The organism is Streptococcus oralis, assembly GCF_026782235.1.
Taxonomy (GTDB): Bacteria; Bacillota; Bacilli; order Lactobacillales; family Streptococcaceae; genus Streptococcus; species Streptococcus oralis_CC.
On sequence record NZ_JAKUWE010000004.1, the window covers coordinates 1 to 24,207 of the forward strand.

General features: G+C 39.4%; 21 protein-coding genes. 1 reads left to right on the forward strand and 20 read right to left on the reverse strand.

The window, feature by feature from the left end:
* Positions 1–95 precede the first annotated feature (95 nt).
* From MK396_RS06310 to MK396_RS06405, 20 genes are all read right to left on the reverse strand, one after another.
* Positions 96–2,549, reverse strand: coding sequence for an MBL fold metallo-hydrolase (locus MK396_RS06310; protein WP_419150872.1), 2,454 nt, complete (start codon positions 2,547–2,549; stop codon positions 96–98).
* A 196-nt stretch (positions 2,550–2,745) separates the two neighbouring features.
* Positions 2,746–3,561, reverse strand: coding sequence for a LicD family protein (locus tag MK396_RS06315; RefSeq protein WP_268724031.1), 816 nt, complete (start codon positions 3,559–3,561; stop codon positions 2,746–2,748).
* Entirely contained in the window at positions 3,562–4,365 is an 804-nt protein-coding gene (locus MK396_RS06320; protein ID WP_268724032.1) for a LicD family protein, read from the reverse strand.
* Positions 4,366–4,377: 12 nt separating this feature from the next.
* The gene (locus MK396_RS06325; protein WP_268724033.1) at positions 4,378–5,862 is read right to left on the reverse strand and encodes a lipopolysaccharide biosynthesis protein; all 1,485 of its coding nucleotides are present in this window, start codon (positions 5,860–5,862) and stop codon (positions 4,378–4,380) included.
* A 226-nt stretch (positions 5,863–6,088) separates the two neighbouring features.
* The gene (locus tag MK396_RS06330; RefSeq protein WP_268724034.1) at positions 6,089–7,126 is read right to left on the reverse strand and encodes a prephenate dehydratase; all 1,038 of its coding nucleotides are present in this window, start codon (positions 7,124–7,126) and stop codon (positions 6,089–6,091) included.
* Between the two features lie 3 nt (positions 7,127–7,129).
* Positions 7,130–8,587 (reverse strand): O-antigen polysaccharide polymerase Wzy family protein, encoded by a 1,458-nt coding sequence (locus MK396_RS06335; RefSeq protein WP_268724035.1) that lies wholly within the window; start codon positions 8,585–8,587, stop codon positions 7,130–7,132.
* 15 nt (positions 8,588–8,602) lie between these two features.
* Positions 8,603–9,589, reverse strand: coding sequence for a glycosyltransferase (locus MK396_RS06340; RefSeq protein ID WP_268724036.1), 987 nt, complete (start codon positions 9,587–9,589; stop codon positions 8,603–8,605).
* A 1-nt stretch (position 9,590) separates the two neighbouring features.
* Positions 9,591–10,694 (reverse strand): glycosyltransferase, encoded by a 1,104-nt coding sequence (locus MK396_RS06345; RefSeq protein WP_268724037.1) that lies wholly within the window; start codon positions 10,692–10,694, stop codon positions 9,591–9,593.
* The gene (locus MK396_RS06350) at positions 10,684–11,520 is read right to left on the reverse strand and encodes a LicD family protein (RefSeq protein ID WP_220107380.1); all 837 of its coding nucleotides are present in this window, start codon (positions 11,518–11,520) and stop codon (positions 10,684–10,686) included. The genes MK396_RS06345 and MK396_RS06350 overlap by 11 nt, the downstream gene beginning before the upstream one ends.
* Positions 11,521–11,665: 145 nt before the next feature.
* Complete coding sequence (locus MK396_RS06355) at positions 11,666–12,961, reverse strand: LCP family protein (protein WP_268724038.1); 1,296 nt, start codon at positions 12,959–12,961, stop codon at positions 11,666–11,668.
* Positions 12,958–13,806 carry a prephenate dehydratase gene (pheA, locus tag MK396_RS06360; RefSeq protein ID WP_268724039.1) on the reverse strand — a complete coding sequence of 283 codons (849 nt, stop codon included), beginning with the start codon at positions 13,804–13,806 and terminating at the stop codon, positions 12,958–12,960. Before pheA ends, MK396_RS06355 begins: the two co-directional genes overlap by 4 nt.
* Complete coding sequence (locus tag MK396_RS06365) at positions 13,803–14,279, reverse strand: shikimate kinase (RefSeq protein ID WP_268724040.1); 477 nt, start codon at positions 14,277–14,279, stop codon at positions 13,803–13,805. The genes pheA and MK396_RS06365 overlap by 4 nt, the downstream gene beginning before the upstream one ends.
* Positions 14,272–15,555, reverse strand: coding sequence for a 3-phosphoshikimate 1-carboxyvinyltransferase (gene aroA, locus MK396_RS06370; RefSeq protein WP_268724041.1), 1,284 nt, complete (start codon positions 15,553–15,555; stop codon positions 14,272–14,274). The genes MK396_RS06365 and aroA overlap by 8 nt, the downstream gene beginning before the upstream one ends.
* 89 nt (positions 15,556–15,644) lie before the next feature.
* Positions 15,645–15,983, reverse strand: coding sequence for a YlbF/YmcA family competence regulator (locus MK396_RS06375; protein ID WP_268724042.1), 339 nt, complete (start codon positions 15,981–15,983; stop codon positions 15,645–15,647).
* A gap of 10 nt (positions 15,984–15,993) precedes the next feature.
* Positions 15,994–17,097 carry a prephenate dehydrogenase gene (locus tag MK396_RS06380; protein WP_268724043.1) on the reverse strand — a complete coding sequence of 368 codons (1,104 nt, stop codon included), beginning with the start codon at positions 17,095–17,097 and terminating at the stop codon, positions 15,994–15,996.
* 9 nt (positions 17,098–17,106) lie between these two features.
* Positions 17,107–18,273, reverse strand: coding sequence for a chorismate synthase (gene aroC, locus MK396_RS06385; protein WP_268724044.1), 1,167 nt, complete (start codon positions 18,271–18,273; stop codon positions 17,107–17,109).
* Between the two features lie 9 nt (positions 18,274–18,282).
* Complete coding sequence (gene aroB / locus MK396_RS06390) at positions 18,283–19,350, reverse strand: 3-dehydroquinate synthase (RefSeq protein WP_268724045.1); 1,068 nt, start codon at positions 19,348–19,350, stop codon at positions 18,283–18,285.
* An 18-nt stretch (positions 19,351–19,368) separates the two neighbouring features.
* Entirely contained in the window at positions 19,369–20,223 is an 855-nt protein-coding gene (locus MK396_RS06395; RefSeq protein WP_268724046.1) for a shikimate dehydrogenase, read from the reverse strand.
* Complete coding sequence (aroD, locus tag MK396_RS06400; protein WP_000780376.1) at positions 20,213–20,890, reverse strand: type I 3-dehydroquinate dehydratase; 678 nt, start codon at positions 20,888–20,890, stop codon at positions 20,213–20,215. Before aroD ends, MK396_RS06395 begins: the two co-directional genes overlap by 11 nt.
* A complete protein-coding gene (locus tag MK396_RS06405) occupies positions 20,887–22,050 on the reverse strand; it encodes a class I SAM-dependent rRNA methyltransferase (RefSeq protein WP_268724047.1) in 1,164 nt (387 codons plus the stop codon). The genes aroD and MK396_RS06405 overlap by 4 nt, the downstream gene beginning before the upstream one ends.
* Before the next feature lie 270 nt (positions 22,051–22,320).
* On the opposite strand from MK396_RS06405, the gene MK396_RS06410 reads away from it, so the two are divergent.
* Complete coding sequence (locus MK396_RS06410; protein ID WP_268724048.1) at positions 22,321–23,769, forward strand: alpha-amylase; 1,449 nt, start codon at positions 22,321–22,323, stop codon at positions 23,767–23,769.
* The last annotated feature ends 438 nt before the right edge of the window (positions 23,770–24,207 follow it).

Genomic DNA, 24,207 nt, shown 5'->3' on the forward strand with positions numbered 1-24,207 from the left:
TAGTTGATGTAAACTGGTATATAGTTCCCAAACTTAAAAAACACCTTAAAATCAGGTTTAGTCCTACCTGCTTCTAAGGTGTTTACACATCACATTTATTCCTCAAACATATGGTGTGACGAATTATCCTCAACATGAGATGAATTCTCAGCCGAAGTAGAAGTTTCAGTCATCTGCTCTTTCTTATCTTGCTCCACTGCTACAGTGGTTTGACTTATTTTCCAAATTCCTTCTTCGTTTACTTTGTAACCATCAGGTGTTGTTGCGTTCTTCAACAAAGAACCATCAGCTTGGAAATAGTACCAATTACCATCAAGCTGTTTCCAACCCGTTTGCATAGCTCCCGACTCATCAAAGTAATAATGATCACCATTTACTTTATGAAGACCAACCAACATGATACCATCTTCAGGATTTAGATAATACCAAACGCCTTTGTCTTTTATCCAACCAGTTTTCATGGCACCGTTTAATTCAAAGTAACGGTAATGATTATCAGACCATTTCCAGCCAGTTTGCATGGCTCCAGATCTGCTAAAGTAATATTGCTTACCATCTACTTGATGAAGGCCGACCAGCATAATGCCTTCTTTTCCCTCAAGATAGTACCAAGCATCACCATCTTTCAACCAACCAGTTTGGACTGCGCCAGACGTAGCGTAATAATGCCAAGAATCATTTGACCACTGCCATCCAACTTGCATAGTACCTGCAGAGCTGAAGAAATAGTTCTTACCGTCAATTTCTTTAGAGCCTACAGCCATGATACCTGTTTCTGGATCCAAATAATACCATGATTCATTATCTTTCAACCAACCAGTTTTCATAGCTCCAGAACTTGCAAAATAGTTCCAATAACCATCAACAAAGGCCCAGCCTGTTTGCATGGCACCACTGGCATTCAAATAGTAACGGACACCATTGATATCTTGGCTTCCAGTTAACATGATGCCATCTTTATCCAAATAATACCATGTTTCCTGATCCTTGACCCAGCCGGTTTTCATAGCTCCAGAACTTGCAAAATAGTTCCAGTGACCATCAACAAAGGCCCAGCCTGTTTGCATGACACCTTCTTGATTAAAGTAGTATGTGCTTCCATTGATATTCTTTTTACCGACAGTCCGTAATCCATCCTCATCATAGAAATACCAATCTGAGTCAATCTTTTGCCAAGTTGAAGGATTACCTGCTGTTTGGAGTGCACCACTTTCGCTAAAGAACATCTTCTTACCATTAAAGACTTGATAGCCTGTTAGCATCTTACCATCTTTATCAAATAGGTATTTCTGCCCCGCAATTTCTAAGAGTTCATTATAGCTTCTTGCTCCCGTTGATGTGATATAGTACCAATTACCATCTTGGTTAAACCAACCAGTTTCTCGCATGTCACCGTTGTTATTTAGGTAATACCAGTTTCCATCAATTTTTTCTCTAGAATCTTTCAAATGCAACCATTTACCAGCTTGCATTTGTCCTTGTCCATTAAAGAAATAATAAACACCGTCTATTTTTCGCCAACCAATCGTCATTTCATCATCGGACAAGCGATATTTCCAGTAACCATCTTCTTTATACCATTTTTCTCTAACTGTCGGTATATCAGGAAAAACTTCCGAAACGTTAGTAAATCCTTCTTTATCTATATCAAAAACAGTCGCATCTTTGGTATGACTATAAGCTTTTACTATTTTTATATTCTTTTCTCGAAGTAGAGCTCTAGTGGATTCACGATTAATATCTGATCCACTTGTCTGAACAACAATACTTGGTGATAAATTATTAATAAAGTTAACTGTATTTGAAATTGTCGCATCATAATGATGGTTCCATTTCATCATATCAACCTTACCGATAACCGGGCCTAACTTATCTTCTGCTCCTTCGGCATTGTCCAAATCTCCACCTAGATAGATTCTCTTTCCAGCTACAGTAACAACAGCAACTATTGAGTTTGAATTATCATCGAAAACCTTTTTAAGCTTTCCTTCACTGTCATACTCATTTTTGTAGTTATAAAGCTGAATATCCATATCACCCATGGTAAAGTGGCTGTCGTTGTCAGAGATATCTTGTATAAGATTTACACCACGTTCAAGAGCTGTTTTAACCGCATTATCATAGTTATAGAGATTATCCCACAACCTCCACTGTGTTGTAATGCGTTCATCTGAGTATCTTTTCAGATAAAATTTATCAACAGGATAATGTTTTAGTACTTCATCTGCAGAACCAATATGATCACTGTGGACATGAGTACCCAAAATAAAATCTAGCTTTTCAACACCAACCTGTTTCAGATGACGGAACAATCGATCCTCTAAAACTTGATCATTGTCCATGGTAATTCCCCACCTATCTGGATAACGTGGATTGCTTCCATCTGGGAAATCATAATCCTCACCCATATCAATTAAAGCAAAGTGCCCTTTGCTTTCTAAGAGAACGGCATCACTCCCTGACTTAGATTTTAAATTAATAAAGTGGATTCGATTACCATCCCCTGCGGAAATGGTATCCGCATCGACTGATGATAATTTGGCAGTCATAATTAAAGTACATATGAGAAAACTAAATAATATTAACTTTCTTATCTTTGTATTCTTCATTGTATATCACACTTTCCTTTATCATTTCTATGAACCATCAATTTAGCCTATTTTCATATCCTGCTTTGTATATGAATAGTACTATCCTGATTTTTCCAATAAACACTCAAAAGATTCGCTCTCCTATGAAACTGAGCTACTTCTCTATCTTACGATAGGCTTTTATACTATGGCTATACCACTCCTGCATTTCTTTTGATGGAGGAGTCATATAATCACCATACATCTGTGTTAAAAAGACATCATAATTTTTAGGAATTGGCATCATTCTCCCTTCAAATTCTGTTAAAATCAGTTCTTTAAAGGTCCCTGCTGGAAAGACTTCTTTCATTTTTTCTTTTCCAACTCCAACAGCTCCTTCATAAGTAGGATTTTCTGTCACACTATTTTTTACTAATTGATCGATTTTCTTATAGAAATATCTCGGATTAACAAGTCTGAGAGGATACCACGTACACAATCGAAGAAAATCCTTTAATTTGCTATCTCCGTGAACCGCACGTTCTTTTTTGATATAGGCAAGCTGACGCAAGGCAACATATTTATAGCTCTTATCAACGATGCTCAAATCTGAAAATTGATCGATTGGAAAGACATCAATAAACAAACTAGTATCATGACGCTTATACTTTACATTATCCTCAATGACAGTTGATGTATCTAAAATAGCTGCAAAATTATGGAAATACCAAGATGAAGTATCGTAGGAAAGGACTTGATAAATAGGATCCTGGTCCTCTTCAATAGCTTTCAATAAACGTTCATAGTCCTCTCTATACAGAGAAATATCAATGTCATCATCCCAAGGAATCATTCCTTTATGACGAACAGCTCCCAACATTGTTCCATAGCTGAGGAAATAAGAAATATTATTTTTTTTACAAATTTCGTCAATATAGTCCAAAATGCCCAGTTGAATAGTTTTAATCTCATTTTTTTCTAAATACTGCATTTAATCCTCCAATTTATAGGCTTCAAATTCATGGCTATAAATCTGTTTTTCTTTAGGTGGCACTGTCATATAATCATCATAAAACTGTTTTAAAACAGCATCAAAATGTTTAGGCGCTGGAAGAACAAGATGTTCAAAAGGCGTTTCAATCAGTTCATCAAACATATCTCTTGGAAAAATTTCCTTTTCCTTAGCTTTTGATGGAATGAAAGCTATGTATTTCCCATTCTCAACCCTATATCTTTGAATTTGCTTTTCGATTTGATTAGCGAAGAAGCGTGGAGAAACGGGGCGAAGAAGAAGCCAGAATAAGGTACGAATCAAATCTTTTAACTTGCTATCTCCATAAACAATATTCTTATGCTTACTGAAGGATAATAGTTTAAAACTCTCCAACTTATAGCAAATATCAACGACTTTAGTATCATTAAATGTATCCATCGGAAAAATATCAATGAATACACCCGAATCATAAGTTTTTGTATTTCTCGTATCAATTATTTTTGTTGTAGGATCTACAATTTTGATAAAGTTATTAAAATATTGGTCATCCGTTTCTAACGAGAGAAGTTTATATCTTGATTGCTTCTCACTAAATAACTGAATAAACTTTTCATAGTTTTCACGAGTCATAGAAAGGTCTATATCATCATCCCAAGGAATAAATCCCTTGTGTCGAATAGCACCAATCAAGGTCCCATAGTTAATACAATAGTTGATGCCGTGCTCCTTACAAAAGGAATCTATAAAGTCTAAAATATCAAGTTCAAGCTTTTTAGCTTCTTCAATGCTTAATTTTCTCATATATTTCTCCTATTATTTTATAACGCGTTTTTTTAGCGAAATAAAGTGTCCTAAAAATTCATAGAAAATACTATCTTTTGTCCATACTAGTAAGCCAATATAACTGAGTGCAGATAACGCCATAATGATAAACATATTAATAAAGAGCGACAAGTTGATAACCATTTGTACCGGATATATAAAATTGACTAGGAAGTAAATTAGAATAAATGTCGATGAGAAGAGAGAATACCGTAAAGTATACTTTAGAATGTGCCGTAAGTTGATAAGTTTACGCTTATTGATAAAGAGAATATAAAGAATCAAAAGGAATGTTTCAGATAGCATAGTTGTAATCAGATAATACTCTGGTGTATAGATATCATAAAAATAGAGTAAACTATCTAAAATAAGGTTCAAAATACCCGCAAAAACAGTATAGAGGGTAATTCTTCTCTCATAACCATTTGTAAAGAGAATTTGTGATCCTAGAATAGTATCTAGAGCAAGAATAATCGTACGGACAGCAAAGAGGGAAGTTAAAATACCACCACCTATATATTTTTCACTACCATATACTAAGATAGCTTGGGGTCCCAAAATCATTAAGCCTATACTAAGGGGAATGATAAAGAAATTGAAAATACGACTTCCTCGATTGACTAAATTTACATACTCCTCTTTCTTTCCTTTTCCAAGATAATAACTTAAACGAGGGACACTAACTCCAATTGCACCTGTAACAACACCCGCAATAACCGTTACAATTCGTTGTGCAATGGTATAGTAGCTGACATTCACATCAATCCCCGTCTTCACAAGGAATAGACGGTCAAGAAAAGTAAATAACATATTTGCATTTGCGAAAATAAGCATGGCTGTCAGTGGAAGGAAGAGCGGTTTGAATTCACTTAGTGAAACTTTTACAAATTTTATATCTCGTTTAATCCAGAAATAACTAATGAGATAGTTAATTAGGGTTGATAGACTCATTACCAGAGTATAAACAACAATATCGTGTTCGTTTTTTACAAATAAAAATATTGATACCAACATGAGAACACGTATGAAAGCTGTTTTATAAAATAAAAAGCTATAATTTTCAAGCGCCTCATTAACCCACTCAATTGAAAAAATCTGAGCAACGAGTTGCACTCCCATTACTAGATAGATCTTTTTAATAATAGGATTAGCTGTAAAGAATAATGGATAGGAGAAAACATACACAAGTGTTGTAATAATAGTACAAGCAACACACAAATAAAAAAGACTAGAGAAAACTTTGTTTAGCTCTTTTTTATTATCTTTCACATTGCTAATGGCACGAAGACCGTAGTTATAAACCCCATAAGTTGCAAAGGGCAAGAAGAAAGATAGGATGGTATCAACAGAGTTAAAATAACCATAATCTGTTCGATCCAAAACACGAGCAACATATGTACCTGTTAAAATGGGGAAAATAATATTTAAAACACGAATCCCCATAAAAGCCAGAGCATTTAATTTTATACTTTTCATTCAATTTACCTCGTTGTTTATTATATCATAAAGTTAGTTAAAAAGGCCTTTTTGATTGAGAAAACTAGTTTCAACAACGCATTTCTATTTCACTTGTTATAAGTTTCCTCTTTGTTAAAAAGCACTAATATCATTAGACTTCCTTTCTACCTTATCGTAGGCATAAAAAAGAGGACTATCACGTCCTCTTTAAGTATTGAACCTCTTCACTCTTTATGAAGATACTTTATAGATTAAAAGCTATGACTCCTAAAACTGAACGATTTAGATTTCTAACCATCTGCAAGCTTTCTTCAAATTTTTTATAACGAGTAACACCATATTCCTCAACGAATAGAACATTGTCCGTTGCTAAAAGATCTTTTACATTTTGCAAATCTACACAATGAATACCCTCTATATTTAATTTGTAATTTTCTTGTAATTTCTTTAAGATACGACTATCTGAACTAACAACTGCTAATGGTTGACCTTCACATCTATAACTCAAAAGTTGTGATAGGTTATCATTGGTAGTGATATTTGAAACAAAATCTAGTTGATAGGCCAAAAAGTCGCCTGCACGATTAATTGTCGGATTGAAAATGTAGACAAGAACATTTCCCATAATAAGGAGGACAACACATAGAACTCCTATAACTGCTAGGCGCAAAACCAGATTTTTAAGATTGAAGCCAACTGTAATTTCACCGCTAGGATTTAATTCTTTTGAATTGACTGTTTCTAACTTTTCAATTTTAACATTTGCATAGGTACTCTTAAATTTATCAATTAATGAATCAAACTTAGTCTCAAGAAAATCATTTACCTCTTTGCTAGGTGTTAAAATTTTGATACTTACACCTGCGTCATCAATTAATGAATTTATCGTTAATTTTTTAGTCCAGTAGTCACTGGTTGAATTTTTTAAGGCTGATTCTGTCGTATCCAAATCACTAGCAATTTTTTTCATTTTATCTGAATCAACATCATTAAAAAGAAAGGCTCCATTTAGATTACCATCAATCAATTTAGCATAAAAATCACTGTATCTTCCAGCTTGGTGGTTCAAAATTACTTTTGAAGAATCCTCTGGAGGCGTAATTTTATAAGTAATATAAGTTGAATAGCTAGATGTATCTTTCACCGTATTTTTGTTTTTGACCGCTGTAAGCGTAAATGGCACAGCGATAAGTGCAAATAAAACAATCAAAACTAGCAGATTCATTTTCCGTTTTTTATAGAGATTTGCAAATAGATCCTCTACTGAATAGTGTTCAAACATGAGTTAACTCCTTTTTTGTATTAGATATTGATTTTTTTTAGTAATCATTTTAGCGACAAATAGCATAACAAGAACAATTCCCCAGAATTGCATTGTAAACAGGTTAAAGAAACTTTCCGAAAAGCTACTTCTTGGCATAAAGAAAATATTATTCAGGATTAATAGGGACAAAGCGAATAAGATGGTTTTCGAGCGATAAGCAACTTGCAACATTGCTATAAATAATAAGCCAAGTAGGAGACTTAGTAGGAAAACTCCCATCATACCATAGTCGGTATACAACTCCATGATGTAACTACTACCAATACCATGACCTTTTAAGTATTCCTTGTTTAGGACAAGATAAGATAAGTTATTAGCGTAGCTATTACTATCAATGGCCAATTCAATACTATTTGTTGTATGTTCAAATGGTTTCGCTCCAAAAATAATTCCCAAACTTCCCCTTGCAAAATAGTCAATTATAGGACCAAAGGTAAAATTCCGAAAATCTCTATAAGGGAGACTACTGTTGTATAAAAATCCTCTCGCCAATACTCCAAAACTGGTTCCCTGTTTATAAATAAAATCAAGAAGAATATCCCAAAATCCTGTATGAGAAACTTGCACATTATCTCGCACATAATTAAGAATTCCCATTGCTAACATAAGAATAGGTGATCCAACAAAAATGGCCAATTTCTCTTTGAAGCCAATCCATTTCCCCTTTTCAGTCTGCTCACGCATAAAATAATATACAAAAGCAAATAGAATACTTAAAATGAAAGGATTACGTGTTCCTATTGCTAAATGAATAGTATTTGCGATAATAAAGGACACTAGCACTGCTGTCGCGTGTAATTTTTTGGGTTTGGTTGCCAAGTACATACACATCGCATAAACCGTAAATGTCGATAAGATATAGGTAAAATATGGAAGTTGACTCTCAAAATTTGCATAATAGTTGTAATAAGAAGTCTGTAAACGATAAAGCAAACGTTCAAGTAGTCTTAAAAAGTAAAATGGATAGGTAATCAAAAATACACTCAGTGATACAAAACGTAAGTTTTTTATAAAGTTTGCAGTAGATTCTTGTCTAACCTCTATATCGTGAACTTTCTTTCTGTTGATGTAATAACTAGCAATAAATCCTCCTATTGTCAGTCCCAATATTGAGACGATTACCACCAAAAAAGAAAATCGATAAGCAATAGGTTGGTAAGTGTCTAAGGCTCCATCTCTAAAGTAATCTATCGTGGGTCTGGATACCAAAAATATAAAAATTGTAATATAAAAAACAAAGTGAATTAAATAATATTTTATATTATTCCAGCAAAATAGAAGGCTACTAATCAGCAACAATAGTAGAGTCGTTAAAAGTACGACATTTTCATTTGTAAACAAATAAGTGATGCCACTTAAAATTGTTAAGAAATAGCTTAGAATGGTCGCACAAAGCAATATTCGTTTGCCATCAATCATTTCTCTCCTCCTTTTCTAATTAATTTTTCTTGACTGTTCAATATTTTTCAGTAACAATATTCGATACAATCGTATGTTTAAAAATAGAGCTAAAGCACTAATTCGTCTCCCCGTTCTAAAAATAGGATTTTTAAAAATAGAAAAAGCGTGCTTCTTCAAAAAATGATAAATCGCTGGATATTCTTTAATTTCTCTGTAATCCTCTACCAAAAGCATCTTATCCAGAATAAAGAAGTGGGCATAGGCCAATCTGAAGAAAGCGACCTCCTTCAAGTCAGGATAGTTTTTCACAATTTCATTATAAAATTTTTGATAGATATCAATATAGGCTAAATCCTTTTCTGCATAAGGTTTGGTCGTAATGCTATCCCCTCTATGAAAATAGTAATAATAGGGTTTCGTATTCACCACATACTTCTTGGCCAACTTGATTAAATCAAAATGATAATAAGCATCTTCGTAAATCAATCCCTTTGGAAAGGATAGGGTAGTTGCAATCTCTCTCTTGATCAGCTTATTGCAGATCGTTCCTGGTATTTTTTCACCTATGAGGTATTCCCTCAGAAATGTTTGAGAATCACAGACAAAATAATCATCCTGATTGGCTGACTGTGGACTTTCATCATTTGCATAGACATTCATGACACCACAGCTCGAAACATCTGCATCTTCTTGAATTAATTGCTCATATAAACTCTGAATCATATCTGGATGGATATAATCATCCGAGTCAATAAAAATCAGATAATCCCCATGAGCCTGCTTCATTCCATCGTTTCGCGCTTGTGACAGGCCTTCGTTATTTTTATGAAGCACTAACACCCTTTCATCTTGTTCAGCGATTGAATCGCACAAGCGACCACTTTCATCCGTTGACCCATCATCAACAAGAATGATTTCCAGATTTTGATAGGTCTGCTTCTGAATGGAGGCTATCGATTTTTCTAGGTATTGCGCCACATTATAGACTGGAACAATCACACTAATTAATGCAGTTTCCATGCTACTCCTCTAATAGTTTTTCTACTTGTTCGATTTGTTTAGCAATTGTAAATTGTTGAATGAATTGGCTAGCTTCATTAACATCAAAGTTTGAAGCAGAAGTCATATAGTTCGTAATTGCCTGAGCTGCCTCTTGATTGCTCTCAATGATTTGTCCGAATCGGCCTTCTTGGGATAATTCCTCGGCACCTCCGACATCAGTAGAGACAAAAGGGATTCCAAGACTCAAGGCTTCTACATAAACACCAGGAAAACCTTCTTGCTTAGACATAGACAAGAGAACTTTCATCTGAGATAAATACTGGTAAGGATTTTTTTGATAACCAAGAAAATGTACATAGTCTTCAAGCTGATACTCTTTGACCTGTTTTTTCAGTTCCTTTTCCATGTCACCAGCACCTATAAAGTAAAGATGGTAGTGTTTCCCTTCTTGGTGCAATAGTCGTATCACTTCCACTACACGGTCAGAACCCTTATTTTCCTCAATACGTCCAATGGTACAGACACTTTGAGGCGCAATCTCGATATCTATCTTCTCTTGAGATTTTTCTAAAATACTCTTAAAATCGTAACCATTGTATACCGTTTGTAATTTCGAAGAATAATCTGGGTACACTTCTTTGATAGAATTACTGGTCTTTTTTGAAATTCCTACTATAGCATCCGCAGCATCCAACTGACGTCTATGCGATTCACGTTTTGAACTATCCTTTAAGAATTCCTCAATACTTCCATGAATCCAAGATATCTTCTTGACTTCTTTCCGCTCTGAGAACAAGAGCGGTGGATTCATAATCGTAAAAGAAACTTCAACATCATAATCATCTTTTACAAGCAAACGACGAGTCAGCCTTGGAAAATAGATTCTTATTCTCCACAAAAGAGCTCGTAACCATCTTGGTTGACGATAATCCTGAAAAGCCTTTAAAATATAAACATTGTTGGGAACCGTTTCATACCCCTTATCAAAGTGCTCCATTTCAAGAATATCAATATCATACTTCTCTGGATCCAGATTTGAAACAATGGTAGATAGAATCTTCTCTGCTCCGCCTCCAAGAGAAAAGGACCACATGAAAAACAGAATTTTTTTCTTATCCACCATATTCTCCCTTATACTCTGTGTAGCTCTTGTCCATGTCTGCTATAATGGCATCATGATGCGGTACTTGCTTGTCCGCCGGTGGCGGTGTCATATAGTCCCCAAAAGCAGTGCTGAGATAGGCATCATAGCCAACTGGTATGGGCATCTCAGTTCCTTCAAATGGCAAGAAAAGATTATCTTCAAAAGATGCGATCGGGTATTTGTTTCTCATATAGCCGGGACCTGAGCATAATTCCGTGATTCCATCGCTCTCAGCCAGACCATACTTGGTCATTTCTTTTTCAGCTTTTTTCCAAATGCGATAACGTAGAGATTTTGGAGTTAGGCCGAGTAAGATGCGACTTCCCCATTTCATGATAGCACCATGCTTTTCTGGGATAGTTTGGGCGCAAAAGAGTGAATAAATCAAAGCCCAACGAACCTGTTTCTTACGCTCAGCTGGATTTTTCGGATAATAATCCAATGGTAAAACATCCAAGGCCAAACCGTGTGGCAAATCCAAATCCTTTTGATAAGGCTTGATACAAGTGGTTTCCTTGTCACGAATGGTAATAAAAAGGTTACGGTCTACAAAATCCTTCTTGCTCTTTGACAAGAAATAACGCTCATCTGCATAACGGGGCCACAGTTCTGCTAATTTTTCATAGTCCTTGCGGGGCATGAAAAAATCTAAGTCATCATCCCAAGGAATGAAGCCCTTATTACGAAGGGCGCCAATGGCTCCTCCACCACAGAGATAGCACAACAAATCATGTTCTTTACAAAATGCGACGAAATATTCAGCCATTTCCAGGCTACGAGCCTGAATCGCTTTCAAATCACTCATATCTCTCCTCTTCTATCCAATAACGAGTTATATCATTTTATTATACCATAAAAAAGTCTTAAAAATCTATCAGATAGTAAGAAAAACCAAAGCTCAGACCACCATTTCACTAGTGAATCAAACTTTGATTTTCATTTATCGCCTCTTATCTCATCCCCATTTGAGCGAGTTTAGTCCGGTATTTATTTTGATCGACAAGAAGTCCTTGCCCTCCATAGACATCATAAGCATCTACCCAGTCACCAAGTTCTGGGACGGTGAGTCTTTCAATTCCATTTTGAGCACCTTCTAGGACAGATAATCCATTGGTCAACAAAAAGCTATACGGTAGATTTGTTGAAGTCATGCCAAAGACTTTTCCAAGTGCCTCAGAACCTGTGAAGAGTTTGGTTGGATTTTTAATCTGCTCAAGAACAGCTGACATGACTTGTTGTTGTCTCTTGGTACGACCATAGTCCCCTTCATCATCATCACGGAAACGAGCATAGTTCAGCAAGGTGGATCCATTCATCTGCTGTTTTCCAACTTTAATGGTTTGGGTTGGCGACTCTGTCTCTGTTGCATGAAGGTCATCTCCAACTGTGGCTTCTGTCAAAGGTTGACCATTCAATGTTGAGAATTGGGCATCAATCGTTACTCCGTCAGGGAAGAGGGTATCAATAGCTGTTGCAAAGGCCTGGAAGTCAACTAGAGCATAGTACTTAATATCCAAATCAAAGTTGTCTTTTAGAACCTTGCGGACCATTTCAGCTCCTTTTTGCCCTTCTTGTTCCCCAAGTTCATAGGCAACATTTAGTTTGTTATCCGTCTGTTTCTGGCCATTTACAATCTTACTGTACCCGTCGATATAAACCAAGTTGTCACGCATAAAGCTGACTAGCTTGATCTTCTTATTCGATCCGCTGACATTTAGTACCATGATTGTATCGGTACGGGTTTCTGCACTATTTTGACCGATACGGCCATCTGTCCCCATGACTAGGATATTCACACCATCTTTGGTATCCTGACCGTTAAAGACCTCTACTTGAGCTGCCTTGGCGTCAGCTGGCTTATTTGTTGGATTTGTTGCTGACTGGAATCCTCGAAGAAACATAAAAATCATCCCTGCAGCCACACAAGTGATCAACAGCAAGAACCAAGTCAGTATTCGTTTGAAGCGAATTCTTCTTTTTTTCTTTTTGACTTTAGGCAGAGGAGCTACCTTTTCACGTCTCTTAGATCGACTTCTACTGCCATAAGTCGGAAGATCAATATCTCTACCCCAAGTTTCTTCTTTTTCCTCTTGGTAGAAATGGTGAACTTCAGACTTGGGACCTGTCATTTTTTGTTGCAGATAATCAAACTCCCTCCGTTCACGGTCGTTGAGGTAATGAATATTTTTGAAGAGATAGTCATAACGTAACTGCTCGTGATGACTTAAAGGATTTTCTTTGCTCATTGACTCTCCTTTTCTATATCAGTTATGGTAAAAATCGGGTAGGTTCCCAGTATCTTGTGCTGGATCCCAATGGCCTCTAGTTCTTGTCTGGCAAAATAAACCAGTTCTTTGTCACTATAGTCTACATCAATAATGAAAAAGTATTCTCCCAAGGCTGTTTTAAGGGGGCGACTTTCAATCTTTGTTAAGTCAATCCCTCTCCAAGCAAAGGTCGAAAGTGCCTTGTAAAGAGCACCAGGTAGGTTGTCTGGTAAGGTCAAGGCCAAACTCATTTTTTCAGCTTGTGAGTTCAAAGGAATCTTCGGTATCTCTGCCCCTAACACCCAAAAACGTGTGAAATTGGCTTCCATTTCCTGAATATCCTCTGCAATCAATTCCAATCCATATTCTTCAGCTGAACTTTTAGGAGCAATGGCTGCATAAGGCTGATCTGGATGCTCTGAAATAAAGCGAGCTGCATAGGCGGTACTGGCGGTTACCTCAATTTTGACCTCTGGATAGTGCACATCGATGAATTTCTTTCCTTGAGCCAGAGCCTGAGGATGAGAAAAAATTTTCTCAATTTTTGAGTAACCTGGAACCACCATCAACTGCTGGTGAATAGGCTGAACGATTTCTGCAACCGCTTGGATACGAGTCTGATGAAAAAGGTAATCCAAGGTTTCATGAACACTACCCTCGATAGAATTTTCAACTGGCACCACAGAATAGTCCACTAAGCCCTGTTCATAGGCCTTGATAACATCTGTGATATTAGCAAAAGCCTGCAATTCCTCATGAGGAAAAGCTGTCTGCACAACATGATGCGAAAAAGATCCCTTAGGACCTAGATAGGCAATTTTCATCTCAGTTCCTCTATAATTTCCTCTGGGCTTAACTTGGTCACATCCAGAACCCGACTGGCTACTTCCTCATACCAAGCTTGTCTTTCATGGAAAATACGGGCTAGTTCTTCTTTACTTTTGTTGAGAAAAAGCGGACGCTGGTTGTCCTTGTCAGCTGCGATACGTTGGTAGAGGGTTTCAAAATCTGCTTTTAGATAGATGTTATCAGGATTGGTTTTGAGCAAGTCGCGACTTCTCTGAGAAATGACAACTCCTCCGCCAGTTGACACAACTTGATTTGTTTCTAATAACTCAGCTAGGACTTCAGACTCTACTTGACGAAAGGCCTCTTCTCCCTTTTCAGCGAAAAAATCAGCAATGGACATGCCCAAACGTTCCTCGATTAAGGCATCCATATCGATGTAGTCTGGGTCCAATCCTCTAGCGATTGTCGACTTGCCTGCCCCCATAAATCCGAGTAATACCTTAGTCATGAATCAAGCTCTCCAAATCATCAAAGAAGTTAGGATAGCTGGTATCGATGGCTTCAGCACGGTCAAGTTCCACTTCTCCATCTGCAACCAAGAGGGCAGCAATAGCAGTCATCATTCCGATACGATGGTCACCAAACGTATTGACTCTCGCACCATGAAGGATTGATTTCCCTTTGATAATCATCCCGTCTGCTGTAGGAGTGATATCCGCCCCCATGCTATTTAAGGCATCTGCCACCACCTGAATGCGGTCTGTTTCCTTGACCTTGAGTTCCTCAGCATCCTTAATGACTGTTACACCTTGCGCCTGTGTTGCTAGAAGGGCAATAATAGGCAATTCATCAATCAAGCGTGGAATCAAGGATCCACCAATCTCTGTTCCATTTAAGTCAGAAGACTCAACAGTCAAAGTAGCAGATTTAGCGACTGGGTCAATTTCAGTTATTTCTAGTTTTCCACCCATAGCACGAATGACATCGATAATCCCTGTACGCGTTTCGTTAATACCTACATTCTTAAGCACTACACGAGAATTTGGAACAATCAAACCTGCGACTAGCCAAAAGGCTGCACTGGAAATATCTCCTGGAACAACCACTTTTTGTCCGGTCAGTTTTTGCGGCCCTTGGACTGTGATTTTCTTGCCATCCACACTTAAATGGCCACCAAATTGCTGTAGCATATCTTCGGTGTGGTTACGAGTACATTCTTTCTCGATAATAACGGACTGACCCTGAGCCTGCAAGGCTGCAAACATCAAGGCAGACTTGACCTGAGCAGAGGCTATTGGCAACTCATAGTGAATCGGTCTTAAATTTTTCGTCCCTTTTAGGCGAAGAGGAGGCAGGTCTCGCTCAGTTTGCCCTGAAATGCTGACACCCATTTTTTTCAATGGAATCGTCACACGGTCCATGGGACGTTTAGAAAGACTATCATCTCCAAACATCTCTACTTCGAAGTCTGCACCAGCAAGGACACCTGAGATCAGGCGAATCGAGGTGCCAGAATTTCCCATATCCAAGGCGTTTTGCGGAGCTTTTAAGCCATCCATGCCTACACCTTGAATGGTAATAACCCCATCTTTGTCCTCAATTTTAACACCAAGGTCACGAAAAACCTGCATGGTTGAGAGCACATCCTCTCCACGCAGAATATCATAAACCTTAGTCTCGCCCTCAGCCAAACTTCCAAAAATAATCGAACGGTGGCTGATAGACTTGTCACCTGGTACCCGGATACTGCCATGTAAGTGGCGAATGTTTGTTTTTAGTTTCATAGTTGACCTCATACTTGCAATACTTTTCTTATTTTATCACAAAAAAGCCAGAAATTCCTGAAATTTCTGGCTTTTATACAGATAAAATACTATTTCAATAATTCTGAAACAGGTTCAAAGACAATTGTTTCAATGTCTGAAAGGTAAATAGACAATTGTTGCTGTTTAGCAAAGAAGTCCGACAAGAGGGCATTCCCTTGAATGAGATTACTGAAAGTTTTCATTTTTTCTTGGAAAGAGGCATCTGGCATTTGTCCAGTTTGCGCCATGACTTGGATTTCTTGCTGGAAGGCGATATAGTCTGCAAAAATCTTGCTGGCTTCAGTATCAGCTTTGATGGCATCTTTTGCTGCCTTGACAGCCTTGTATTCTGGTAATTCGCGTAAGCCGCGACTGAGTTCATTTGCACTATCGTAAATATTTGACATGATTTTCTCCTTATTTGATGACGACTGTGTAGTCCGTATTTTCTGTAATTAAGCGCTCAGCTCGTTCCATATCCTGAGCATTTTTAAAGGAAATTTGCAGAATCCCGTGAACATCCTCACGGTTTTCTTCGTTGATGTGAATGTTGACCAAGGAAGTTCCACGTAGCAATTCCAAAATCCGCAAGATGACATCTTCTTCATCGGGAACGTCGACATAGAGGTCGTAAGAGCTATCCACACCACCACGTTTATGGATTTCCATGGCCTGCCGTTGCTCACGCGCCTGATTGAAAAAGTTCCAAATTTGCTCTTCATCTCCATTGCTGATGGACTGACCAATCGCTTCCAAGCGCTCCTTGAAATCCTCAATTCGATCTAGGATAGTCTCACGATTGGACAAGAGAATGGAAGTCCACATACCTGGCTCGCTTTCCGCAATTCGGGTCATATCTCGAAATCCACCCGCCGCAAAGCGCCTTGCCATTTCATGATCTTGAGCATAAACTGCTGTCTGCTCCATGAGGCTGGAAGCCAGAATATGTGGAAAATGACTAATCTGAGAAGTCACCCGATCATGCTCCTTGGCATCAATCTCGATAAAACGAGCGTGAAGGCCTGAAAGAAGATCTTTCATTTCCTCAAGTGTTTCAGGACCTGTTAGGCTTGAAGGTGTGAAGATATAGTAGGCATTTTCAAAGAGATTGACATCCGCAGAGGCAGCCCCTGTCTTGTGGCTACCAGCCATGGGATGGGCCCCGACAAAGCGAACAAGCTTGCCAGCCAAATACTGCTCCGCCGCATCTACAATGGCTGACTTGGTTGAGCCCGCATCCGAGATAATGACACCTTCTTTCAAGTCTAAGTTTGCCAGCTCCTTAATAAAAGCAATGGTCTGTTTGATTGGCAAGGTCAAGATGATGACATCTGCTAGGGGAGCGAAACTGGCAAAATCATCCGTCGCACGGTCAATCATCCCCCGCTCCAAGGCAATATCTCTCGAAGCCTGACTGCGATTATAACCCAAAATTTCATAATCCGGATGATCACGCTTGATACCGAGCGCCATCGAAGCACCAATCAAACCGAGACCTGCGATATAGATGGTTTTTGCCATAAGGACTCCTTAGTAGTTCTTTGTATAGTATCGGTGTTTGGCTACCGCTTCTTTTAATTCCTCTAGATTGTCCGATGAGAATTTTTCAAGAATTTCCTGCGCCAAGACAGTAGCCACAACAGCCTCCATGACAACACCAGCTGCTGGCAGAGCGGTCGGATCACTTCTCTCCACGGTTGCCTTGTAAGGTTCGTGGGTTTCGATATCCACACTCATAAGTGGTTTGTAAAGAGTAGGAATGGGTTTCATAACTCCACGAACAACAATTGGTTGCCCATTGGTCATACCACCTTCGAAACCACCTAGATTATTGGTACGACGAGTATAGCCGTCTTCTTTAGACCAGAGAATTTCATCCATAACTTGGCTGCCTTTTCGGTAACCAGCTTCAAAGCCGAGACCAAATTCCACCCCTTTAAAGGCATTGATAGAAACAACTGCTTGAGCTAATCGCGCATCTAATTTTCTGTCCCATTGAACATAGGAACCAAGGCCAACTGGAATGCCTCCGACGACTGTCTCCACAACCCCACCGATAGTATCACCGTCACGTTTGATTTGGTCAATGTAGTCCTTGATTTCCTGTTCCCGTTCTTGGTTAACAATAGAAACTTCAGACTGGGCAGCTCGTTCCTTAATCTCCGCAACTGTCAGATTTTCAGGTACATCGATTTCCTTACCACCAAAGACCACGACATGGTTAGCAATCTCCATATCTAACTCAGCCAAGAGACGTTTAGCTACTGCTCCAACAGCAACTCGCATGGTGGTTTCACGAGCTGATGAGCGCTCCAAAGAATTTCGTAAATCATCAAAACGGTACTTGATGCCCCCAACTAAATCGGCATGACCTGGGCGAGGATGGGTAATTTTTCGCTTGCTTTTAAGGCGGTCTTCAATGTCCTCAGCAGACATGATGTCCAACCATTTTTGGTGGTCTTTGTTGATGACGTCCATGGTAATAGGAGCCCCTGTCGTCTTCCCATGACGAACGCCCGATATAAAGACAACTTGGTCGCTCTCAATCTTCATACGACCACCACGACCATAGCCACCCTGACGGCGTTTAAGGTCCTCATTGATGTCCTCTACTGTTAAAGGAAGGCCCGCTGGAATTCCTTCAATAATAGCCGTCAAACGGGGGCCGTGTGATTCTCCTGCAGTTAAATATCTCATTCGTTCTCCTTATTTTACCAAGTAGTCTTTCATCTCTTCCAGAGAAACTGGGTGAATGGTCGCTGAACCAAGCTCTGGTACCAAGACCAATTTCAAGGTGTTGCCACGCGCTTTCTTGTCATGAGTAAGAGCCTGATAAAGCTTATCAGCATCCCAGTTTTCATAGTCAACAGGTAGTCCAAATTTCTGACACATCTCTCTAATGGACTGGGTTATTCCTTCTGGCATAAGGCCTTTTCCCTCAGCAATCTTGGAAATCTGTACCATACCCATGGCTACAGCTTCTCCATGCATGACCTTGCCATAACCAGCAGTCGCTTCAATAGCATGGCCAATAGTGTGACCAAAATTGAGGTAAAGGCGAACACCGTTGTCCAACTCATCCTCTACCACCATCTTGCGCTTAACCTGACAAGAATGTTCAATCAAAGTCTCTGCATGTTCCAGAATGCTCTCTACAGAACCATCCAGCTCCGTTAAGAGAGCCCATAGTTCTGGATCCTTAATCAAGCCATACTTGATAACCTCACCCATTCCTTCAATCAACTCTCTCTTTCCAAGTGTTTCAAGTACAAGCGGGTCAATCAGAACCCCATCCGGTTGGGCAAAGGTCCCCACCATATTCTTAGCAAAAGGAGTATTGACACCCGTCTTTCCGCCGATAGAAGAATCAACCTGAGCAGTCAAACTAGTCGGAATCTGAACAAAGTGAATCCCCCGCATATAGGTAGAGGATACGAAACCAGCTAGGTCCCCAACGACACCACCACCTAGAGCCACGATTCCATCGCTACGAGTTAAACCTTGCTTAACTAGAAATTCATAGACCTTCTGAACAGTGGTTAAATTTTTTCGTTCTTCGCCTTCTAAAAAGTCAAAAACAGCTACCTGAAAACCAGCATCTTCTAGGCTGAGTTTAACCTTCTCTGCATAGAGAGAAGCTACATGGTTGTCGGTTACGATAACCACTTTTTGTGGTTGCCAGAATTCTCGCAACCATTGACCAGCCTGAGCCAGACAACCTTTTTCAATCTGAATATCATAAGGATGATGCGGAATATCGATTCTGATTTTCATAGTAGGGTCTCCTTTTCACTATTTATATTTTTCTGTTAAGGACTGCCAAATCTCATCTGTCGGCATTTCTTTACCTGTCCACAGTTGAAAAGCTTCAGCAGCTTGATAGAGCAACATCCCCAGGCCATTGACGGCTGGATTGCCCTGGCTTCTAGCCCATTTCAAAAATGGCGTCTCAAAGGGTTGGTAAATAATATCTGCCACCAAGAGAGTTTCTGGTAAGACTATGCTTTCAGAAACTGGGGATGATTTGCCATCCATCCCTACACTGGTCGCATTGACTAATAAGTCCGCCTCAGCAATCCTTGCTTGCAGCTCAGAAATATCTTCTAAAACATACAAGTCCACTTTAAAACCTGTTTGGTCCTGCAACTTGTCTAGGTAAGGTCTTGTTTTTTCCATGGAAACTGAACGAACAAAAACCGAAATCTGACTGACGCCATCCAAAATAGCTTGCGCCAAAATGGATTTGGCCGCGCCCCCTGCTCCCAGAATGGTCATTTTCTTATCCGAGATTGTAAAAGAAGGCAAGCTCTTAAAAAATCCCTTGCCATCTGTATTATATCCAATTAAAGTGCCATTATGATTGACAACAGTATTGACCGCTCCAATCAAACGAGCCTCATCACTCAACTCATCCAGATAAGGAATCACTTGCTCCTTGTAAGGCATGGAGAGATTAATCCCAAACATCTGGTAACGGCGAATATTAGCGACTGTTTCTGCCAAATCACCCGCTTCAATCTCCCAAGCTACATAGGCACCATTAATAGCTGTCGCCTCAAAGGCCCTATTGTGGATAAAGGGTGAAATAGAGTGTTTGATGGGATTGGCAACAACTGCAGCTAAACGTGTATAGCCATCAAGCTTCATCCAAAATCTCCCTGATTTTCTTCATGTTTGATAGCGAAATCTGACCTGGGGCACTCGCTTCATCCAGACTAGCAAATGACCAACTTGAACCCGTCACATCTGAAGTAATGCGTGATACCTTGCCCATTTTCCCCATGGAAATGGTCACGTACTCTTGCTCAGGATTGAGTGTCTTAAATCCTCGAGTGTAGTTCATCAGGTCTAAAACATCCTGCTCCGTGTGGGCCATGACAGATACCTTGACCACTTTCGGAGAGAGACTGGTCAACTCAGACAAAATTTCCATCATATTTTCAGGTGTCTCCTGGAAATTATGATAGCTCAATACGAGATTTGGAAAATCCAACATTTCCTCAAAAACGTCTTTGTAGCTGAAATACTCAAAATCTACATAATCCGGCTGATAAAGCTGAGTAACTTCCTTAATGATTTGAACATACTCTTCTGAGGAAAGTTCGATTTCTCCTCCCTCAGCGCGGGTCCGAAGGGTAAAGACAAGTTCGCGTCCTGCAAATTTCTCAAAGATAGCGGGTGCTACCTGTAAAATAGCGTCCTTTGTAAGAAAGTCCGCACGCCACTCAATGATATCGGCATCTTCATACCTAGTAGCATCCAGTTCTTGCGCTTCTTCTAAACTTCTTGGCATTACTGAGACGACTAATTTCATTTACTAACCTTCATACTAATCACCTTGAGGTAATTACTGCTTTCATCTTTTTTATTATAGGCAAAGTCAGCTGGAAGACCATATTGGTTTAAGACCTGATATCTTCTTCCTGCAAAACCTTTATCAATTTGTTCTGTGAATTTCTGGCGGGAAACATTGGCAGCATTGGTACTGGCAATGATAATGCCTCCCGGATTTAAAATCTCTAGACTCTGGGAAATCAACTTGTGATAGTCCTTCGCCACAGAAAATGTTTGTTTTTTATTGCGGGCAAAGCTCGGCGGATCAAGAACAATCACATCATAGGTCAAGCCTTTTCGCTTGGCATACTTGAAATATTCAAAGACATCCATGACGATAAAACGGTGATTGTCCGTGCTGAATCCATTTGCTTGAAAATGAGCTTCTGATAGCTCTCTCGACCGTTTGGCCAAGTCGACAGAAGTTGTCTCACTCGCGCCTCCCATAGCTGCAGCAACTGAAAAGGCAGCCGTATAGGAAAACATATTGAGCAAGGACTTGCCCATGGCTAGACCGTCAACTAAACTCCCACGAACCTCATGCTGGTCTAGGAAAATACCTGTCATCAAGCCATCATTCATAAAGACTTGATAGAGCACGCCATTCTCAAGAACAGTAAAATAGTCTGGCGCTTCCTCACCATAAATATGGGCAGACTCGTAGTCTAGACCTTTAAAACGAATCTTCTCATAAGCACCCAAGACCTCAGGAAAAACTTCCTTAAAAGCCTTTACTATCAACTTCCGAATCTGGTAAACAAAGGAGTTGTACCACGAGAAGACAGCATAATCTCCGTAGAGATCAATAGTCAGACCACCAAAACCATCCCCCTCTTGGTTAAAGAGGCGAAAGGCAGTAGTCAAGTCATCCTGATAATAAGGTTTTCTAGCTTCCTTGGCCTTACGAAACAGGATTTCAAAAAAGGCTTGATTGAAACGCACCTTTTCCTTGCTGACCATCCAGCCGATGCCTTTGTTCTGCTGGGAAAGATAGGCACTCCCTAAAAGCTTCCCGTCTTGACTAAGAACTTCTACTGCCTGATCCGTCAGATCAATATCTGTTAAATCACTTGCTTCCAAAAGAACTAGACCCTTAGCTAGCTTTTTTTCAACACGTCTGCTGACCCTAATTCTATTCATAGCTACTATTATAGCAAATTTTATGACAATTCTCAAAAAAGAAACCGTTTAACCATCTGTACTTTAGTTTATTAAGTGTCATTTTTGTTAATATAAGTTTACTCAATTCATTTTTTCTCCTACACATTCTTTCTCTAGCAATGGGAAGGAAATAGTGTCTTTAAAAATAGACAATTCTAGAAATGAGTATAGAAAATTGCGCAAACGTTTGCCTAGTGCTAAACTTTATGGTAGAATAAAACACAACATTGATAAGCAAGAGGAAAAACAATGAAAAATCAGACACTTATGCAATACTTTGAGTGGTATCTGCCCCACGACGGCCAACACTGGGCTCGACTGACAAAAGACGCAGAGCACCTAGCAAACCTTGGTATCAGCCATGTCTGGATGCCACCTGCCTTCAAGGCAACCAACGAAAAAGATGTCGGCTATGGGGTATATGACCTATTTGACCTAGGTGAATTTCACCAAAAAGGGACTGTCCGTACCAAGTATGGGTTTAAAGAAGACTATCTTCAAGCCATTCAAGCCCTAAAGGCTCAGGGAGTTCGACCCATGGCCGATGTGGTGCTCAATCACAAGGCTGCAGCCGATCACATGGAATCCTTTCAAGTTATTGAAGTGGACCCTGAGAACCGTACCGTTCAACTAAGCGAGCCATTCACTATCAATGGCTGGACTCACTTTACTTTCGATGGTCGTCAAAATACCTACAATGACTTCCACTGGCACTGGTACCACTTTACAGGTACAGACTACGATGCCAAACGCCGTAAATCTGGCATTTACCTGATCCAAGGGGACAACAAGGGCTGGGCAAACGAGGAATTGGTCGATAATGAAAACGGCAACTACGACTATCTCATGTATGCCGACCTAGACTTTAAGCATCCTGAAGTCATCCAAAATATCTATGACTGGGCTGATTGGTTCATGGAAACGACTGGTATTGCTGGTTTTCGCTTGGATGCCGTCAAACACATTGACTCTTTCTTTATGCGCAATTTCATCCGCGATATGAAGGAAAAATATGGGCAAGATTTCTATGTTTTTGGTGAATTTTGGAATCCAGATAAAGAATCCAACCTAGACTATCTCGAAAAAACGGAGGAACGCTTTGACCTTGTCGATGTTCGTCTCCACCAGAATCTCTTTGAAGCTAGTCAGGCTGGAGCAAGCTACGATCTTCGTAACATTTTCACAGATAGCTTGGTTGAACTAAAACCCGATAAGGCTGTGACCTTTGTCGACAACCACGATACCCAACGAGGTCAAGCCCTCGAATCGACTGTTGAAGAATGGTTCAAGCCAGCAGCCTATGCCCTTATTCTGTTACGTCAAGATGGTCTTCCATGTGTCTTTTACGGAGACTACTACGGTATTTCAGGGCAATATGCTCAACAAGATTTCAGAGAAGTTCTTGATCGTCTCCTAGCCATCCGAAAAGACAGGGCCTATGGAGAGCAAACAGACTACTTTGACGATGCCAACTGTATCGGATGGGGCCGAACAGGTGCTGAACATCAATCCCCAATCGCTGTCCTTATCTCAAATGACCAAGAAAACAGCAAGTCTATGTTTATTGGTCAAGAATGGGCTAACCAAACCTTTGTAGATTTACTTGGAAATCACCAAGACCAAGTCACAATTGATGCAGATGGTTATGGAGAATTTCCAGTTTCGGCTAGATCCGTAAGTGTCTGGGCAGCAAAATAAACCTATCCGTTACAAGCCAAATCCAACCGGGTTTGGCTTTTTTAAATATCTTGAATTATCAAATTAAGTGCACATTTTCTTCATAGAAAACTTCATAAGGAGTTCCTCAGTTAAGACATTTTCGTGACCTATTATTAAGTTTGATCTCCCACAGCTAAATGGTTTGTTCATCAACCAATGTTAGATCACTTCCTTTTGGAAAATATTCTCTTAGATGTCGCTTCCATTCCCGACTAATGCTGGAAGGGGAGACGATAGAGCAACTTAGCATTTAGACCTTGCATACGGTAAATAAAAATTCTTTCACACTCATCTATGGTAAAATGATGGTAGCTCATAAGATTTCCTTTCGTAACTAGTTCGTTCAATCTATTTTACTAGAAAATCTTATGAGTTTTTATTGTGCACTTGTATTGTATATTCAAGAGGCAAAAGTGA

Bases quoted from the DNA above. Each gene is read 5' to 3' on its own strand.
- MK396_RS06310 (WP_419150872.1), bottom strand. From the start codon at position 2,549: ATGACTGCCAAATTATCATCAGTCGATGCGGATACCATTTCCGCAGGG.
- MK396_RS06315 (WP_268724031.1), bottom strand. From the start codon at position 3,561: ATGCAGTATTTAGAAAAAAATGAGATTAAAACTATTCAACTGGGCATT.
- MK396_RS06320 (WP_268724032.1), bottom strand. From the start codon at position 4,365: ATGAGAAAATTAAGCATTGAAGAAGCTAAAAAGCTTGAACTTGATATT.
- MK396_RS06325 (WP_268724033.1), bottom strand. From the start codon at position 5,862: ATGAAAAGTATAAAATTAAATGCTCTGGCTTTTATGGGGATTCGTGTT.
- MK396_RS06330 (WP_268724034.1), bottom strand. From the start codon at position 7,126: ATGTTTGAACACTATTCAGTAGAGGATCTATTTGCAAATCTCTATAAA.
- MK396_RS06335 (WP_268724035.1), bottom strand. From the start codon at position 8,587: ATGATTGATGGCAAACGAATATTGCTTTGTGCGACCATTCTAAGCTAT.
- MK396_RS06340 (WP_268724036.1), bottom strand. From the start codon at position 9,589: ATGGAAACTGCATTAATTAGTGTGATTGTTCCAGTCTATAATGTGGCG.
- MK396_RS06345 (WP_268724037.1), bottom strand. From the start codon at position 10,694: ATGGTGGATAAGAAAAAAATTCTGTTTTTCATGTGGTCCTTTTCTCTT.
- MK396_RS06350 (WP_220107380.1), bottom strand. From the start codon at position 11,520: ATGAGTGATTTGAAAGCGATTCAGGCTCGTAGCCTGGAAATGGCTGAA.
- MK396_RS06355 (WP_268724038.1), bottom strand. From the start codon at position 12,961: ATGAGCAAAGAAAATCCTTTAAGTCATCACGAGCAGTTACGTTATGAC.
- pheA (WP_268724039.1), bottom strand. From the start codon at position 13,806: ATGAAAATTGCCTATCTAGGTCCTAAGGGATCTTTTTCGCATCATGTT.
- MK396_RS06365 (WP_268724040.1), bottom strand. From the start codon at position 14,279: ATGACTAAGGTATTACTCGGATTTATGGGGGCAGGCAAGTCGACAATC.
- aroA (WP_268724041.1), bottom strand. From the start codon at position 15,555: ATGAAACTAAAAACAAACATTCGCCACTTACATGGCAGTATCCGGGTA.
- MK396_RS06375 (WP_268724042.1), bottom strand. From the start codon at position 15,983: ATGTCAAATATTTACGATAGTGCAAATGAACTCAGTCGCGGCTTACGC.
- MK396_RS06380 (WP_268724043.1), bottom strand. From the start codon at position 17,097: ATGGCAAAAACCATCTATATCGCAGGTCTCGGTTTGATTGGTGCTTCG.
- aroC (WP_268724044.1), bottom strand. From the start codon at position 18,273: ATGAGATATTTAACTGCAGGAGAATCACACGGCCCCCGTTTGACGGCT.
- aroB (WP_268724045.1), bottom strand. From the start codon at position 19,350: ATGAAAATCAGAATCGATATTCCGCATCATCCTTATGATATTCAGATT.
- MK396_RS06395 (WP_268724046.1), bottom strand. From the start codon at position 20,223: ATGAAGCTTGATGGCTATACACGTTTAGCTGCAGTTGTTGCCAATCCC.
- aroD (WP_000780376.1), bottom strand. From the start codon at position 20,890: ATGAAATTAGTCGTCTCAGTAATGCCAAGAAGTTTAGAAGAAGCGCAA.
- MK396_RS06405 (WP_268724047.1), bottom strand. From the start codon at position 22,050: ATGAATAGAATTAGGGTCAGCAGACGTGTTGAAAAAAAGCTAGCTAAG.
- MK396_RS06410 (WP_268724048.1), top strand. From the start codon at position 22,321: ATGAAAAATCAGACACTTATGCAATACTTTGAGTGGTATCTGCCCCAC.